A 14,511-nucleotide genomic window follows, 5' to 3' on the forward strand; every position below is an offset into this window, starting at 1 on the left:
TTTACCTTGACATGAAGGACTGGTTTGAGAAAAGCAAACATGGCTTGAACCACTCGCTTTCCCTCTTTGCAGTCCGCCGGTCTGCACCACTACGTGCACAGGCTGGACTTAGGAAGCTGCCTGGGTCCAGATGTCATCTTCGTGGCATAAATCAGCACAGAGTCCAACAGCCGAATGGACAGATGGCGGGTTTTGCGAATCGATTCTCGCTTGTGGACAGGCACGGTTAGAGTCGAAACATGCCTACCTTCGCACCTTCTTCGTCATGGAAACCCTCCACCTGGCTGGCCCGCCTGATGCTGCTGATGGCCGCCGCCGCCTGGGGAGCCGGGTACACCTTCGAAAAGGTTGCCATGGAGACCTTGACCGTGCGTTGGCTGATGGGAATTCGCATCCTGTGTGCCATCGTCATCATGACGCCCTTTTTGCTGCCACGGCTGCGCAGAACCGGGGCCATTCATACGTTGGTGCCAGGGCTGATTCTGGGGGTCAGCTACTGGGCGGCCTTCAGCCTGCAGATGATGGGGTTGACCACCATCGCTCCGGGACGCAACTCCTTTCTGACGGCCACCTACTGCATTTTTGTGCCATTTCTGGTTTGGATCATGGCACGTCGACGACCAGCCCTGCGCCACTTCGTCGCGGCTGCCATCTGCATTCTGGGCGTGGCTCTGATCTCGCTGCCAGCCCACGGCAGGGGACAGGGGCTGTCTTTGAGCACTGGTGACCTGCTGACCCTGGCCGGCGCGCTGCTCTATGGGGTCAACCTGGTAATCACCGGTTTCCTGACCAAGGAGTTCGATGCCCCCACGCTGACCTACCTGGAGCTGCTTTTCGGCGGCACCCTCTTTCTGGTTTGCGCGCTGATTTTCGATCCCTTGCCCACTATGGCTGACTTCACGCCCTCGACCCTGGGCTCCATGATTTATCTGACGCTGATTTCGACTCTGATGGCCCAGAACTTCCAGAACATCGCCTTTTCTAGGGTCCCAGCCGCCCAAGGTTCGCTGATCCTGTGCTCGGAGAGCCTGTTCGGGATGCTGGTCTCGGTCCTGGTCCTGCACGAGGAGCTGACAGCCACCCATCTGCTGGGCTTCGCCATCATCTTCGCTGCCATCATCCTGTCCGAGGTCAGGCTTCACCCCCGCCGGTCATCGGCGGATTCCTCTGCACCGGTGTCCTCCTCCCGGTAGGCTGTCCCGGGCAAGAGATCGTAGGGCATCTGCCGCTTGATCAGATAGAAGACCAGCAGGAGCAGAGCCAGGATGCGCGTTGCAATCTGAACGCTGCCGGTCCAGGGGCCGAAGACAGCCAGGATGACTGCGGTCCGGAACAGGTAGAAGAGGAAGCGGGACCAGCCATGCCGCTGCTTGGTCTCGACGGTCATGTGGGTGAAGGTGGCACCCAGCGTCCGTCCCCGACGGGGTAGTGGGATAAGCAGTTCGAAGATCAGCAGCATGGCCAGATCCACCGCAGTTCCGAACACATCCAGAGCGGATGGAGCAATCAGCAGCCCGCCAAAGCGGTAGTGGCCATCAAGCTGATAGGCGCCCAAGCGATGGACCGCATAGGTCACGCCCATCCCCAGAGACATGGACAGGATGGTGGCCAAGAGCAGATCCAGAGCCAGGGAGACGGCACGGTGTATGAACCCGGGGTTGGTGACCAGCTGGGCAGCGTCAGCTTGACGGGTGGGAACGAGTTTGTTGGCCGCCATGCCCACCAGGTAGCCGATTATGGCGCCTGAAGTATTCCAGATCAGGTCGTCCACGTCGAAAAGGCGATAGGCGCAGCCGACGATGCCGAAAACCCCGGTCAGCTGGGCCGTCTCGATGAAGAGGGAAACCAGAAGAGCGACTGGCAGAGCCACGATGAAGCGCCAGCGGAAGAGCCGCCCCATGATGAATCCCAAGGGCAGGAAGAAGGCCACATTGAGCAGGATCTGCAGCAGGGCCATCCGCCCGCCTGTGCTCAGATCGGTTAGGAACTGCAGCGGGTTGAGTTGGGGGCTCAGATGATGGGTGGCGCAGAAGGCAGCACGGTCGTCGGGCATGGGCCAGAGGGTGAAGAAGACCAAGGCCAGCAGGTATAAGACGGTCAGGTAAGCCGCCATGGCTGCAGTCAGCCGGAGTCGGTGATAGCGGTTGTAGATCAGGGCAAGAATGGGCAAGGTCAGAATCAGCGAAGCCAGGGGCCAAAAGACCAGAGATATGCCAAAGGAGCCGCTGAAGTAGTCCAGGTATGTCGAGAGCACAATCCCAGTCTAAAGCGCTCTCGGGCCAGTCGGCCGATTGACTGCGCTGACAAAAAGCTCAGTCGTCGCCCAAGGTCACGTGGATGCCGCCCACCAGGGAGCTGACCAGGTTGTATAGGAAGGCGAAAATGGTGACCAGAACCACTACTATGACAATCTCGAAAATTGAGAAAATGGTCACCGAACTCAAGACCGTCCCCAGGCTCAGCACTTGGCCCAGGTCGAAGCCGCCCGCGTCCAGGCCCGTCTTGGAGATGACCTGGGTCAGGTTGTCGAAGAGCCCCATAGCGTTGAGCAGGAACCAGAGCAGGGCAGCGGCCACCACCTGGATGATGCCTCCGGCGATGGCCAACAGAAAGGTGACCTTGGCCACCGACCAGGGCTCCAGCCGGGTCAGGGACAGCTGCATGCGCCTGGCCCGAGGCACGTGGGGACGCGCGGCCGAAGCAGAAGCCGAAGGCCGAGCAGGACGGGACGAGGATACCTTGACCGGACCGGCCGCTGAAGCTGTGGTTCTTACGGAACGTCCAGATGCCGTTCTGCCGGCTGCAGAAGTTGGAGGAGTAACCGATGAAGATGAATGAAGGGACTCGCCCTGTGCGGATTCATCAGCCTTGGTCTTCCCCTCTTGGGGCTTACCGACACCTTGATTGCCGGCCTTGACCTGCTCCTGATCATCCTGGCTCATCGGCACTCCTTGATCCTTGCGTTCAATGGCCCGCGCATACCACCTCGGGCCTGCATGACTTCTTACGAGGCTACCAGTCTTGTCAGACTGGTAGCGGACCCGCTCATTCCCCTTGAGTCAGGCTCTGGCCATCGCCGGTTCCTGTGGTGGCGATGGGCTGATCCTTGGCCGCCAAGGGAGCTGCAGGAGCCAGGTCGGTCTGACCAGCATCCTCTTCCTGATCGTCACGCTCGGCGTTGCGGGCGATGGAGAGAATCTCGTCGCCCTTGTCGGGCTTGGCCAGGGTTACCCCTTGGGTGTTGCGTCCAGTTCGCTTGACCTCGGCCACATCGGAGCGGATGACCTTGCCGGACTTCATGATGGCCATGATCTGGTCGTCCTCGTTCACCACCAAGGCACCGACCAGGGAACCACGGCCTTCGACCATGGCAATGGCCTTGACCCCGTAGCCGTTGCGGCCCTGCAGGCGGTACTCGCTCAGGGCGGTTCGCTTGGCGAAGCCCTCGTCAGTGACCACCAGCAGGTCATCCTCGGACTCCTTGGCGATTACGTCCATGCTCAGCAGTTCATCGCCAGGGCGGAACCGCATGCCCTGAACACCAGCAGTCTGCCGTCCCATGGGTCGCAGGGTGGAGTCGTCGGCCGAGAAGCGCACGCTCATGCCCTTACGGGAGACCAGGATGATTTCGTCATCGGCATTGCAGAGGGCGGCGCCCACCAGCTCATCGCTCCGAGGCACCTCTTGCCCGTCCTCGTCGGTGACTGTGCCCAGCTCCATCAGCCGCACAGCAATCAGACCGCCTTGGCGAGGCGAATCATACTCGGCCAGACGGGTCTTCTTGACTCGTCCGGTCCGGGTAGCCAGAACCAAATAGTCGGCATCGTCATAGCCATGCAGGGAAAGGACCTGCTCGATACGCTCGCCTTGCCCAAGCTGGAGCAGATTGGCCACATGCTGACCCTTGGAATCGCGGGATCCTTCAGGCAGCTCATAGGCCTTGAGCCGGTACACCCGGCCCTTGTTGGTGAAGAAGAGCAGCCAGTTGTGGGTGCTGGTCAGGAAGAAGTGGTCCACCACGTCGTCCTCGCGCAGCCTGGCTCCACGGATGCCCTTTCCACCGCGGTGCTGCGCCCGGTACTCGTCGGCCTTGGTCCGCTTGACGAAGCCGGAGTGGGTGACAGTGACCACCACCTGCTCGTCGGCGATCAGATCCTCGACGTTCATTTCGCCCGAATAGGGAACAATACGAGTGCGTCGCTCATCGCCGTACTTGTCTACGATCTCGTCCAGCTCGTCGCCCACGATGGTGCGCTGGCGCTCAGGATGGGCCAGAATGTCGTTGTAGTCGGCGATCTTGCGCATGAGATCCTCGTGCTCGTCCAGGATCTTCTGCCGTTCCAAGGCAGCCAGACGGCGCAGCTGCATAGCCAGGATGGCATCGGCCTGGACCTCGTCCACGTCCAGCAGCTCCATCAGACCGGTTCGTGCTGTCTCTACATCCTTGGAGGCACGAATCAGGGCAATGACCTGATCGATCATGTCCAAGGCCTTCAGATACCCCTGCAGGATGTGATCGCGATCCTCGGCCTCCCGCTTCAGGTAGCGGGTGCGCCGCTCGACCACATCCAGCTGGTGGTCCACCCAGTGGCGGATGAAGGCGTCAAGGCTCAGAGTCCTGGGGACCCCATCGACCAGGGCCAGCATGTTGGCCCCAAAGGTCTGCTGGAGCTGGGTGTGCTTGTAGAGGTTGTTGAGGACCACCTTGGGTACGGCATCGCGTTTGAGCACCAGAACCAGACGCTGGCCGGTGCGGCCTGAGGTCTCGTCGCGCATGTCGGCAATGCCCTGGATCTTGCCGTCGCGCACAGCCTCGCGAATGGAGGAAGCCAGCCGGTCGGGGTTGACCTGGTAGGGCAGCTCGGTGACGACCAGGCACATCCTTCCGCGGATCTCCTCGGTATTGACCACGGCCCGCATAGTGATCAGGCCGCGTCCGGTCCGATAGGCCTGTTCAATGCCTTTGTGGCCCAGAATGGTGGCACCGGTAGGGAAGTCTGGTCCCTTGATGATGGCAATCAGGGCGTTGAGCAGCTCTTCCTTGGAAGCCTCGGGATGCTCCAGGGCCCAGTGCACGCCCTTGGATACCTCGCGCAAATTGTGCGGAGGAATGTTAGTGGCCATGCCTACGGCGATGCCTGCTGATCCGTTGACCAGCAGGTTGGGGAAGCGGGAGGGCAGAACCGTTGGTTCCTGGGTCTTGCCATCGTAGTTGGGGATGAAGTCGACTGTGTCCTTGTCGATGTCTCGCACCATCTCCATGGCCAGTGGGGCCATGCGGCACTCGGTGTACCTCATGGCGGCCGCCGGATCGTCGCCGGGTGAGCCGAAGTTGCCCTGGCCGTCCACCAGCGGGTAGCGCATGGACCAAGACTGGGCAAGACGCACGATGGTGTCATAGATGGCCGCATCGCCGTGGGGGTGGTACTTGCCCATGACATCGCCCACCACGCGCGAGCACTTGTTATATCCACGGTCGGGCCGGTATCCGCCGTCGTACATGGCGTAGATGACCCTGCGATGGACCGGCTTCATGCCGTCGCGAACATCAGGCAAGGCCCGCTCCACGATCACGGACAGGGCGTAGGACAGGTAGGATTCCCGCATCTCCTGCTGGAGGTCGATGGGCTGAATCCGCTCGCCCTTAAGAAGGCCGTAATCGGTGTTGTCCATCTCCTGGGGGCTGAGCGGCTCTCGAGACCCGTCGGGCAGGTTGAGGCCGTCCTGGTCCGGGCTATTGTCGTTGTTGTTATCGTCTGCCAAAATCGATCCTTAGCTCAAATTGTGAAAGGGGGAGACGCCTGTCTCAGGCGTCGATGAAGCGGGCATCGTGGGCGTTGCGCTGGATGAACAGACGCCGGGGTTCTACCTCGTCGCCCATGAGCATGGTGAAAGTCTCGTCGGCTTGCTCGGCATCGTCGATGCGGATCTTCTTGAGGATGCGGTGATCCGGATCCATGGTGGTCTCCCAGAGCTCCTGGTAGCTCATCTCGCCCAGACCCTTGTAGCGCTGGATCCCTTCGCCCTTGGGCAGCTGCCGGCCGGAAGCCTTGCCCTCGGCCAGAACCCTGTCGCGCTCGGCGTCGGTGTAGACGAAGCTGTGGGGGCCCTTGGTCCACTTAAGCCGGTAAAGCGGGGGCATGGCCACATAGACGTAGCCTGCCTCGATCATGGGTCTCATGTAGCGGAAGAAGAGGGTCAGATTCAGGGTGGCGATGTGGGCGCCATCCACATCGGCGTCGGCCATGATGATGACCTTGTGGTAGCGCACCTTGTCGATGTTGAAGTCCTCGCCGTATCCCCCGCCCACAGCAGTGATCAGGGATTCGATGGTGTCGGACTTCATCATTCGGTCCAGGCTGGCCCGCTCCGTATTGAGGATCTTGCCACGCAGGGGCAGGATGGCCTGGGTCATGGGGTTGCGTCCCTGGATGGCCGAGCCGCCTGCGGAGTCGCCCTCCACGATGAACAGCTCGCATTCCTCGGGGTCGTTGGACTGGCAGTCCTTGAGCTTGTCTGGCATGCCGGCCGTCTCGAAGATGGACTTGCGCCGGGTGTTCTCGCGGGCCTTCTTGGCTGCAATCCGTGCCCGGGAGGCCTCCATGGCCTTCTGAATGATGGCCTTGGCCTCGCTGGGATGGGCGTCGAACCAGTCGCTCAGCCTCTCGGTCATGACCCGCTGGACGAAGGTCTTGGCCTCGGAGTTGCCCAGCTTGGTCTTGGTCTGGCCCTCGAACTGGGGGTTGGTCAGCTTGACGGAGACCACAGCGGTCAGTCCCTCACGCACATCGTCGCCCGAGAGGTTGTCATCCTTGTCCTTGAGGATGTTCTTGTCCCGAGCATAGCGGTTGATCATGCTGGTCAGGGCCGCGCGGAACCCCTCTTCGTGGGTGCCGCCCTCAGTGGTCGCAATGGTGTTGGCGAAGGTGTGAACCGACTCCGAGTAGGCAGTGGTCCATTGCATGGCTACCTCGGCGGAGATGCCCAGCTTCAGATCCTCGGCCTCGAAGTCGATGACCTCGGCCTCCACAGGCGTAGCTTTCCTGACTTTGACCAGGTAGTCCACATAGTCCTTGATGCCGTTGGCATACTGGTAGCTGACGGACTGGCCCTTCTGCTCCAGGGTCTGCTCCTCGCCCGTCACCTCGTCACCGGCCTGGTCGTTGGGGCGCAGGTCAGTCAGGGTGATCCGCAGGCCCTTGTTGAGGAAGGCCATCTGCTGGAAACGGCTGCGCAGGGTTTCGAAGTCATATACCGTGGTCTCGAAGATTTTGGGATCGGCCCAGAAAGTCACCGAGGTGCCGGTATTCTCTTCCGGCCCCATGGCCTGATCCTTGGACAGGGGAGCCGTGGGCTTCTGGTTGCGGAAGCTCTGATGCCAGTGGTAGCCCTGTCGGCGCACCTGGACATCGATCCGGGTGGACAGGGCGTTGACCACGGAGATTCCCACGCCATGCAGGCCTCCCGAGACCGCGTAGCCGCCGCCGCCGAACTTACCTCCGGCATGCAGCTTGGTCATGACCACCTCGACGCCGCTCTTGCCCTCGCCTGGCACTTCGTCCACAGGAATGCCGCGGCCGTTGTCATCCACCCGGATGCCGTTATCGGGCAGGATGGTGACTTCAATATGATCGGCGTAACCGGCCAGAGCCTCGTCAACCGAGTTGTCGACAATCTCGTAAACCAGATGGTGCAGACCCCTGGGGCCTGTTGAGCCGATATACATGCCGGGACGGACGCGGACCGCCTCCAGTCCCTCCAGCACCTTCAGATCGCTGGCGTCATAGTGCTCGGGGGAGAGCGAGTCATCCAGCTGTGCGTCGTCCAGCTGATCCTGGCCCGTCATGCCGTCATCCTGAGGCTTGTCCTCCTCTTGTTCCCGGCCCTCTTGCGGGTTTCGGGACGGGTCAGTGTTGAGATCTGCCACGGATAGTCCTTTCTGCACCCCCATCGTCGGCCACTGACGACAAAGCAGCTTCCGTTCGCGGTCGAGCGGGGGATCGAGTCATGGTCACCAGGTTCCAAATCGTCCATAAAGGGGCCTTGGAAGCGTTTGACCCTCTGGCCTATAGATTACCAGCGATAGGGGACTTTAGGCTTACAGAAAGCTGAGAAGAGGGTATTCACAAATTATGGATTCACCCGTAGGTGTCGCGTACGCCTCGGCCAGGCGGATCGAACCGTGAACGGCGGAAGCTGTAGTTGTGAGGACCGGTCACTCGGATCTGCTTGACCGGCATGCCCAGCCGCTTGACAATGGTCGCCTTGAGCTGAGGGACCAAGTAGGTCAGCTGGGTGGCCCAGACCGTGGTCTGTGCCTGAATAATCAGCACGCCCTCGCGGTAAGAGACCACTCTTGAATGGGCGGCGATGCCGGGGCCCACCACACTGTCCCACTGGTTGCGCAGCCGGGCCACCTTCAGATGGCTGGTCCACCCGCTCCCGGCAGCCAAGCTGGTCACCACACCCCCAAGCTTGGCTGGGTCACGCCCAGGTTTGCCGAATGCATACCAAGCCTTACGGGAGTTGTCCTCCCGCTGCCGACGGTTGGCAGCCCGTCGCGTGCAGCCTTCGAAGACCAGGGCTGGCAGTCGACGCTGGTCAAGATGCAGAATCTCAACTATGGGCGCTTTCACGACTGGTCATCCTTCTCCAGCCCATTCGGCATATCCGAGCTGTCATGAGCCGTCGCTCTGGATCGGCGCAGATCCTGCATGGCACTGGCGATGGCCGGGTCCTGGGCAGCTGGATCAGATGACTGCGAGGGCCTCAGTCTGGAAACATCCACTAGCTTGGTGTCCTGGAGGGAAGGGATATCGCTGTCGGCGGCCACGGTGATCAGCACTTGGTCCTGCTGACGGGCAAAATCCAGAATCTGATCCCTGCGGTTTCTATCCAACTGGGCGAAGACATCATCCAGAATGACAATGGGCTCCAGGGCGCGACGATCCTTGACTACCTGCAGCAAGGCCAGCCTCAGGGCCAGAGCCAGGGTCCACATCTCACCGTTGGAAGCAAATTCCCGGGCAGGCATGCCGTTGAGAGTGAAGGCTAGATCATCGCGCTGAGGACCGATCAGATTGGTCCCCCGAGCCACCTCTCCCGGGTATATCCGCTGAAAATGACGACTGACGGCTTCGGCAGCCTCGGGACCAATCTGGCTATCGAGTCCGATCTCCTCCAAGGAGGGCCGGTAGGTCAGTCGAGCATTCTGATCAGGGCCTGCCAGCTGACCATACAAATCACTGAAGGGCTGGTCCAAGGCCTCCACCAGAGCTGCTCGTCGTCGGCTCAGATCCAGTCCGGTGCGAATAAACTGCCCGGTCCAGACCTCAAGGCCAGACAGAGCGGCATCACGCCCATTCCCTGAGGGATCATGACCTGCCTGGGAAAGCTGCTTGAGCAAGGCCGCTCGCTGCCTGGCTACATGGCGAAAATCCTGACGGACTTGGAAGTAGTCGGCATCGAGCTGGCTGCCAGCCTGGTCCAGCACGGCCCGCCTGGCTGCCGGCTCTCCGGAAACCATCAGCTGATCCTCTGGGCTGAAGGTCACACAGGGCACCCGACCCACCAGGTCACGCTGATAAAGCGAGGGGCCGCCGTTGATTCTTCCCCGGTTGGCTCTCTTGGCAGCAATGGTCAGCTCATAGTCGGTGGCAGTCTCATCATGCTCCAGCCTGGCCCTGATGGTGGCCTTGGGCTGTCCACGCTCTACCAGGGGCAGTGAGGATGAGGTCCTATGGCTGCAACCGGTGGACAGGACCTCGATCGCCTCGACCAGGTTGGTCTTGCCCAGACCGTTGCGACCTTCCAGAATGGTCACTCCAGGATCCAGATCGAGGACACAATGCTCCCAGGAACGAAAGTGATCCAGAACCATACGGGAGATGTGCACGGCGATCGTTCCTCAAACCAGTCTGGGGGTCAGCTGTTGAAACGCATGGGCACCAGCAGGTAACGGTAGTCCATGGACTCCTCGGAGTCCTGTTCCTGCTGACCGTTGAACTCCACGGCCTTGACCGCCGAGGTCATCTTGATGCGAACAAAGGGTTCAGCAATGGCACCCAGCCCGTCGATCAGGTAGCTGGGATTAAAGGCTACCGTGATGTCCTCACCGTCCAGATCTGCCTGCAGAACCTCGTGTGCCTGAGCTTCGTCCGCTGTACCGGCGCTTAGGGTCACCTCGTTGCCGGAGAAGACCATACGAATGGGTGCGTTGCGTTCGGCCACCAGAGCAACGCGTTTGATGGCGTCGATCAGATCCTGCCGTGCGATGACCGCCTGGATAGGGTATTGGTCCGAAAAGAGCCGATCCACAGCCGGAAATTCCCCGTCGATCAGCTGGGTGGTGGATATCTTGCCGGCATTCTCCACACCCATGATGGTGGGGTTGTCAGCCTCGTAATCCATGGTCACGTTCTGGTGCTCGTCAAGAGAGCGGGCGATGTCACGCAACAGTGAGCCTCGAATCAGCATGGAGGTGGAGAAGTCGGCATCACGAGGAGTCCAAGTAAAGCTCGAACGGGACAGTCTGAAACGGTCAGTAGCGGTCATGACCACCTTGTCCCCGGTGATCTCGGTCTTGACGCTGGTCAGGACCGGCCGGCTTTCTTCTCGGGAAACAGCGACGATGGACTGGGAGATGGACTGGATAAAGGTCTGGGCATCTACCTGGCCCATGGGTTCGGGGACGGCAGGGAGGTCAGGATATTCGCTGTCGGGCATCAGCTGCAGAGAAAAAGTGGATTTGCCCGAGGTAATGGTCATCTTGGATCCCTCGGTTGACAGATAGGTCTTTTCCGATGGCAGGGATTTGGTGATGTCTGCCAGCAGTTTGCCTAGGACCAGGGCTGTTCCGGATTCGTCGATGCCTGCTTCGATGTGATTTCTTGCCGAAACCTCGTAGTCGAAAGCAGAGAGCTTCAATGTTCCGTCAGAGGCTTCCATTCTGATGCCTGCCAGAATCGGCGAAGCTGGTCTGGAAGGGATAATGCGGGTGGTCCAAGCCACTGCATCCGAGAGTGCGGATGAATTCACTTCAACTTTCATGGGAGCCTTCTTGTCGAGGAATGAACTGGATTCATTCTATCCAATCGATCAAGCGATGTGATTGGAGTGAGTGGATGAGGCTGAATGAGATGATGATTATTGCATAAATATACATAGAGTCATCGTAATAAGCTCGGTGGATGGTGTGGATAAGTTTGCAGATCCTTGCAACGGGGTGGATAGGTCCCCCTTGTGTACTGTGGATAAGTGGTGAAAGTAATGTGCTTAAAAAGCCGATTTATCCACAAGGCGGAGTTTCTGCCAATTTATCCACAAAAAACCGGTGGTTATTCGCTGATGATCCACCACTTTTCCCCGAAAAATCGGTGGGTTATTCCCAAGGTTTGCCCACACTCGGGGATAAGTAGGTGGATATCTTTTTCTATCGATACACACTGATGTCTGCGTGTCGCATCAATTCTGAGGTTGCTTAAGCCGGACGGTCAGCTCCATAACGTAGTTGTAAATCTCCCGCTTCTCCTGCATCTCATTGGAGATGCGTGTGTAAGCATGCATGACCGTGGTGTGGTCACGACCACCGAAAACCTCGCCAATGTCTACCAGGGACATGCTGGTCATTTCTCGAGCCAGATACATGGCAATCTGCCGGGCTAGAGCAATGTTCTTGGTGCGCGTGCGGCCGACGATATCATCAAAGGTGAGATGGAAGTACTTGGCCACTTGGGAGATGATGTCAGTGGGTTTGATCTCTACGTCTGTAGAGAAGAAGTCCTGCAGGGTCTGTTCAGCCAAGGCTGTTGTCACAGGCTGATTATTGAGACTGGCCACAGCTGTGACGCGGGTCAGAGCCCCTTCGAGCTCTCGGATGTTCTCGGTGAAGCGTTCCGCAATCAGATCCAGGACCTCGTTGGGGATGCTGACGCCGTTCATGGAGGCCATCATTCGCAGGATGGCCACCCGGGTCTCCCGGTCTGGCGGCTTGACATCCACAGTCAGACCTGAGTCGAAGCGCGAGATCAGTCGCGATTCGAAGCCTTTCAGATTCTTGGGGGCCACGTCCGAGGCGATGACAATGCGTTTGTTGGCGTCATGCAGGGCGTTGAAGGTATGGAAGAACTGGTCGAGGGTGGCTTCCTTGCCCCCCAGAAACTGGATGTCATCGATAAGGAGCACGTCCACCTGCCGGTAGCGACGGTTGAATTCCGCAATCTGGCCCGACCCTTGGGTGGAGTTTTGCAAGGCATCGATGAATTCGTTGGTGAATTCCTCCGAGTTGACGTATCGGACCTTGAGCGAGGGATCCTTGACCAAAGCGTAGTTTCCGATGGCGTTGAGCAGATGGGTTTTGCCCAGGCCAGAGCTGCCGTAGATGCACAAGGGGTTGAAGTCCTGGCCTGATCCTTCGGCAACGGCCAAGGCTACAGTCCGCGCAAAGCGGTTGGAGTCGCCTGGGACGAAGGTATCGAAGGTGGCGTTCTTGTTCAGATGAGTCTGAGGGTCGCGCTCCACCCTGTTCTGACTCATGGGGAAGCGGGGCACAGTGAAAGAGGCGGGACGGGATGTGGTCCTCTCTGCCTCGTTTTGCTGGTCGGCATCACCGCTTGCCGTTGGCCTCATGACAGAGGGAGGCTCGGACAGCTCGGCCTGCATGTCCAAGGTCATGGGCACATAGGTGCCCTGATGAAAGTCATTGATGGAAACAACCGGGGACTTGGAAGTCGCGGCATTCTCTGCCCGCCAGTCCGAGCGGGTCTCAGAACCGGAGGATCGTTCGGCGCCGGTCTGACGCTGGTAGTCGCCGTAGGGATCCTGAGCAGGACTGGGAACTTGACGAAACTCGCCACTACCTGGGGCGGACCCGGTCATGGCGGATGCGCGTTGGTCGCTCTGCTGATCGGCCGTCATCTGCTTGGCCAGCTGTTCTGGATAGACGATTTTGATGGCCGGGAACATTTCCTGGTTGGTGACCAGCTGCAGTGCATTGAGGACAGGCTGGCTGAGCGGTCCCTGCACAGCCTCCTGGGTGGCTTTGGAAGAGACCCGCAGAACAATGGTGGTGCCGAAGACCGCCTCAGGGGTGATGTCCTCCAGCCAGCCCTTGTCCCTGGAGGTCAGTGAGCTGCTGTAGCGGAGCACCTGCAGGACCGCATCCCAGATTCTCTTGGCCTGGGCAGCGGCATCCAGCGGATCCTGCGCCATCAGTGAGCTCCTCTCTTCTCGACGGATCGTCCCGGTCTTCCTGCTTCTCTCAAAGTCGACAGTAGCTCATTGTTACACCGACTTTGCGTGGTTATCCACAGGTTAGCGTGTTGTATCTACGTTGAATGTGAATAACAGTGATGTAATTTGTGGATAAGTAAGGAAGCTCTTTTTCACGCTATGACAGTGTTTTTGCAGGGTATGAAGCAGTCCTCGCTAGTTGGGTGACGGAAGCCTGTTTGACTCCGTCCCGACTCATGTGTACCGTGATATAGCTTGACTCATAACGAGCCGTACTCGAGTATGTCTACACACGGGAGCAAGGAAATATGAAGAGGACATTCCAGCCCAATAATCGCCGCCGCCACATGAAGCACGGATTCCGTGCTCGCATGCGTACCCGCTCCGGTCGCGCACTGATCAACCGCCGCCGGGCCAAGGGCCGCCGGACGCTCTCCGCCTGAGTCGGATCCTAATCCTTTCTCAGAAGGTGGAGCGGCTGAGGAGCCACCGGGAGTTCACAGCGGTGCTCAGGCGACGCCATAGGGTCAGCAGCCGGGATCTGGTTATTCATTATTCGATTCCTGGGTCTGGCCGGACGGCGACCCCGCTGCCGGCGACGTCGGCTGTGCGCGAAGAGCGGCATGACATCCTGCCTGCGGGCAGACGCCGCATGGGGCTTGCTGTATCCAAAAATGTAGGCAAGGCCGTGACCAGGAACAAGGTCAAGCGCCGGTTCAGGCAACTTGCCGGATCCAAGGAGGACCTGCTGCCATCCTCCTGTGATCTGGTCATGCGTGCCAAACCAAGTGCAGCCGGAGCTACCTACCAGCAGTTGGGGGAGCAAGTGGACAGGCTCTTCCGTGACCTTATGCGCAAGACTGAAAAAACTGCCGCAGGCCTTGATGTGCAAGGACAGCCCGGCCCGCATCTGGCCAGATCCAAGCGTCAACCGGCTCAACGGCCGGAAGCCAGGGAAGGATGCCGAGCATGAACGGCCTGGCCTCCCAGGCTCTGCAGGGTGCAGTCCGCTGGTATCAGCTCCACATCTCGCCTCTGTCGCCGCCGAGGTGTCGTTACTATCCGACTTGTTCACAGTATGCTTTGACCGCCCTGCGGCGGTTTGGAGCCTTGCGAGGAACTATCTTGGCCGTTCTGCGGTTATTGCGATGCACTCCCTTCAACAACGGCGGGATCGATGACGTGCCCCGAAGATTTTCCATCTTCTATCGGTTCTCGTGGTCCAAGGCCCATGAGGAGGCCCGGCTGACCCCTATGGCCCCAGACAAGGAGACGGCCTGA

General features: G+C 59.6%; 12 protein-coding genes. 4 read left to right on the top strand and 8 right to left on the bottom strand.

Annotation, left to right across the window (positions count from 1 at the left end; all coding sequences use genetic code 11):
• Positions 1 to 239 precede the first annotated feature (239 nt).
• A complete protein-coding gene (locus ACGG9J_RS04795) occupies positions 240 to 1,193 on the top strand; it encodes a DMT family transporter (RefSeq protein ID WP_390134105.1) in 954 nt (317 codons plus the stop codon).
• Here ACGG9J_RS04795 and ACGG9J_RS04800 read toward each other — a convergent pair.
• The 8 genes from ACGG9J_RS04800 to dnaA form a co-directional block, all read right to left on the bottom strand.
• Positions 1,139 to 2,254, bottom strand: a complete 1,116-nt coding sequence (locus ACGG9J_RS04800; protein ID WP_390134107.1) for a VanZ family protein — start codon at positions 2,252 to 2,254, stop codon at positions 1,139 to 1,141. The two genes, ACGG9J_RS04795 and ACGG9J_RS04800, sit on opposite strands and share 55 nt — an antisense overlap.
• A 58-nt stretch (positions 2,255 to 2,312) precedes the next feature.
• Entirely contained in the window at positions 2,313 to 2,942 is a 630-nt protein-coding gene (locus tag ACGG9J_RS04805; protein ID WP_390134109.1) for a DUF3566 domain-containing protein, read from the bottom strand.
• Between the two features lie 103 nt (positions 2,943 to 3,045).
• Positions 3,046 to 5,673 carry a DNA gyrase subunit A gene (gene gyrA / locus ACGG9J_RS04810; protein WP_390135314.1) on the bottom strand — a complete coding sequence of 876 codons (2,628 nt, stop codon included), beginning with the start codon at positions 5,671 to 5,673 and terminating at the stop codon, positions 3,046 to 3,048.
• Positions 5,674 to 5,806: 133 nt separating this feature from the next.
• Positions 5,807 to 7,846 (bottom strand): DNA topoisomerase (ATP-hydrolyzing) subunit B, encoded by a 2,040-nt coding sequence (gene gyrB, locus ACGG9J_RS04815; protein ID WP_390135315.1) that lies wholly within the window; start codon positions 7,844 to 7,846, stop codon positions 5,807 to 5,809.
• Between the two features lie 292 nt (positions 7,847 to 8,138).
• The gene (locus ACGG9J_RS04820; RefSeq protein ID WP_390134111.1) at positions 8,139 to 8,636 is read right to left on the bottom strand and encodes a DciA family protein; all 498 of its coding nucleotides are present in this window, start codon (positions 8,634 to 8,636) and stop codon (positions 8,139 to 8,141) included.
• Positions 8,633 to 9,895: a DNA replication/repair protein RecF gene (gene recF, locus ACGG9J_RS04825; RefSeq protein ID WP_390134113.1), complete on the bottom strand. Its 1,263-nt coding sequence runs from the start codon at positions 9,893 to 9,895 to the stop codon at positions 8,633 to 8,635. Before recF ends, ACGG9J_RS04820 begins: the two co-directional genes overlap by 4 nt.
• Before the next feature lie 29 nt (positions 9,896 to 9,924).
• Positions 9,925 to 11,049, bottom strand: coding sequence for a DNA polymerase III subunit beta (gene dnaN, locus ACGG9J_RS04830; protein ID WP_390134116.1), 1,125 nt, complete (start codon positions 11,047 to 11,049; stop codon positions 9,925 to 9,927).
• A gap of 414 nt (positions 11,050 to 11,463) precedes the next feature.
• Positions 11,464 to 13,209 (bottom strand): chromosomal replication initiator protein DnaA, encoded by a 1,746-nt coding sequence (gene dnaA / locus ACGG9J_RS04835; RefSeq protein ID WP_390134117.1) that lies wholly within the window; start codon positions 13,207 to 13,209, stop codon positions 11,464 to 11,466.
• A gap of 329 nt (positions 13,210 to 13,538) precedes the next feature.
• On the opposite strand from dnaA, the gene rpmH reads away from it, so the two are divergent.
• Genes rpmH through yidD form a run of 3 tightly spaced genes read left to right on the top strand, consistent with a single transcriptional unit; the run spans position 13,539 to position 14,511 of the window.
• A complete protein-coding gene (gene rpmH, locus ACGG9J_RS04840) occupies positions 13,539 to 13,673 on the top strand; it encodes a 50S ribosomal protein L34 (protein ID WP_015022700.1) in 135 nt (44 codons plus the stop codon).
• Between the two features lie 26 nt (positions 13,674 to 13,699).
• Positions 13,700 to 14,203, top strand: a complete 504-nt coding sequence (gene rnpA / locus ACGG9J_RS04845; RefSeq protein ID WP_390134121.1) for a ribonuclease P protein component — start codon at positions 13,700 to 13,702, stop codon at positions 14,201 to 14,203.
• On the top strand, positions 14,200 to 14,511 hold the full coding sequence (yidD, locus tag ACGG9J_RS04850) for a membrane protein insertion efficiency factor YidD (protein WP_390134124.1): 312 nt from the start codon (positions 14,200 to 14,202) through the stop codon (positions 14,509 to 14,511). Before rnpA ends, yidD begins: the two co-directional genes overlap by 4 nt.

The organism is Bifidobacterium apicola (genome assembly GCF_042846865.1).
In the GTDB taxonomy this organism is placed as follows: Bacteria; Actinomycetota; Actinomycetes; order Actinomycetales; family Bifidobacteriaceae; genus Bombiscardovia; species Bombiscardovia apicola.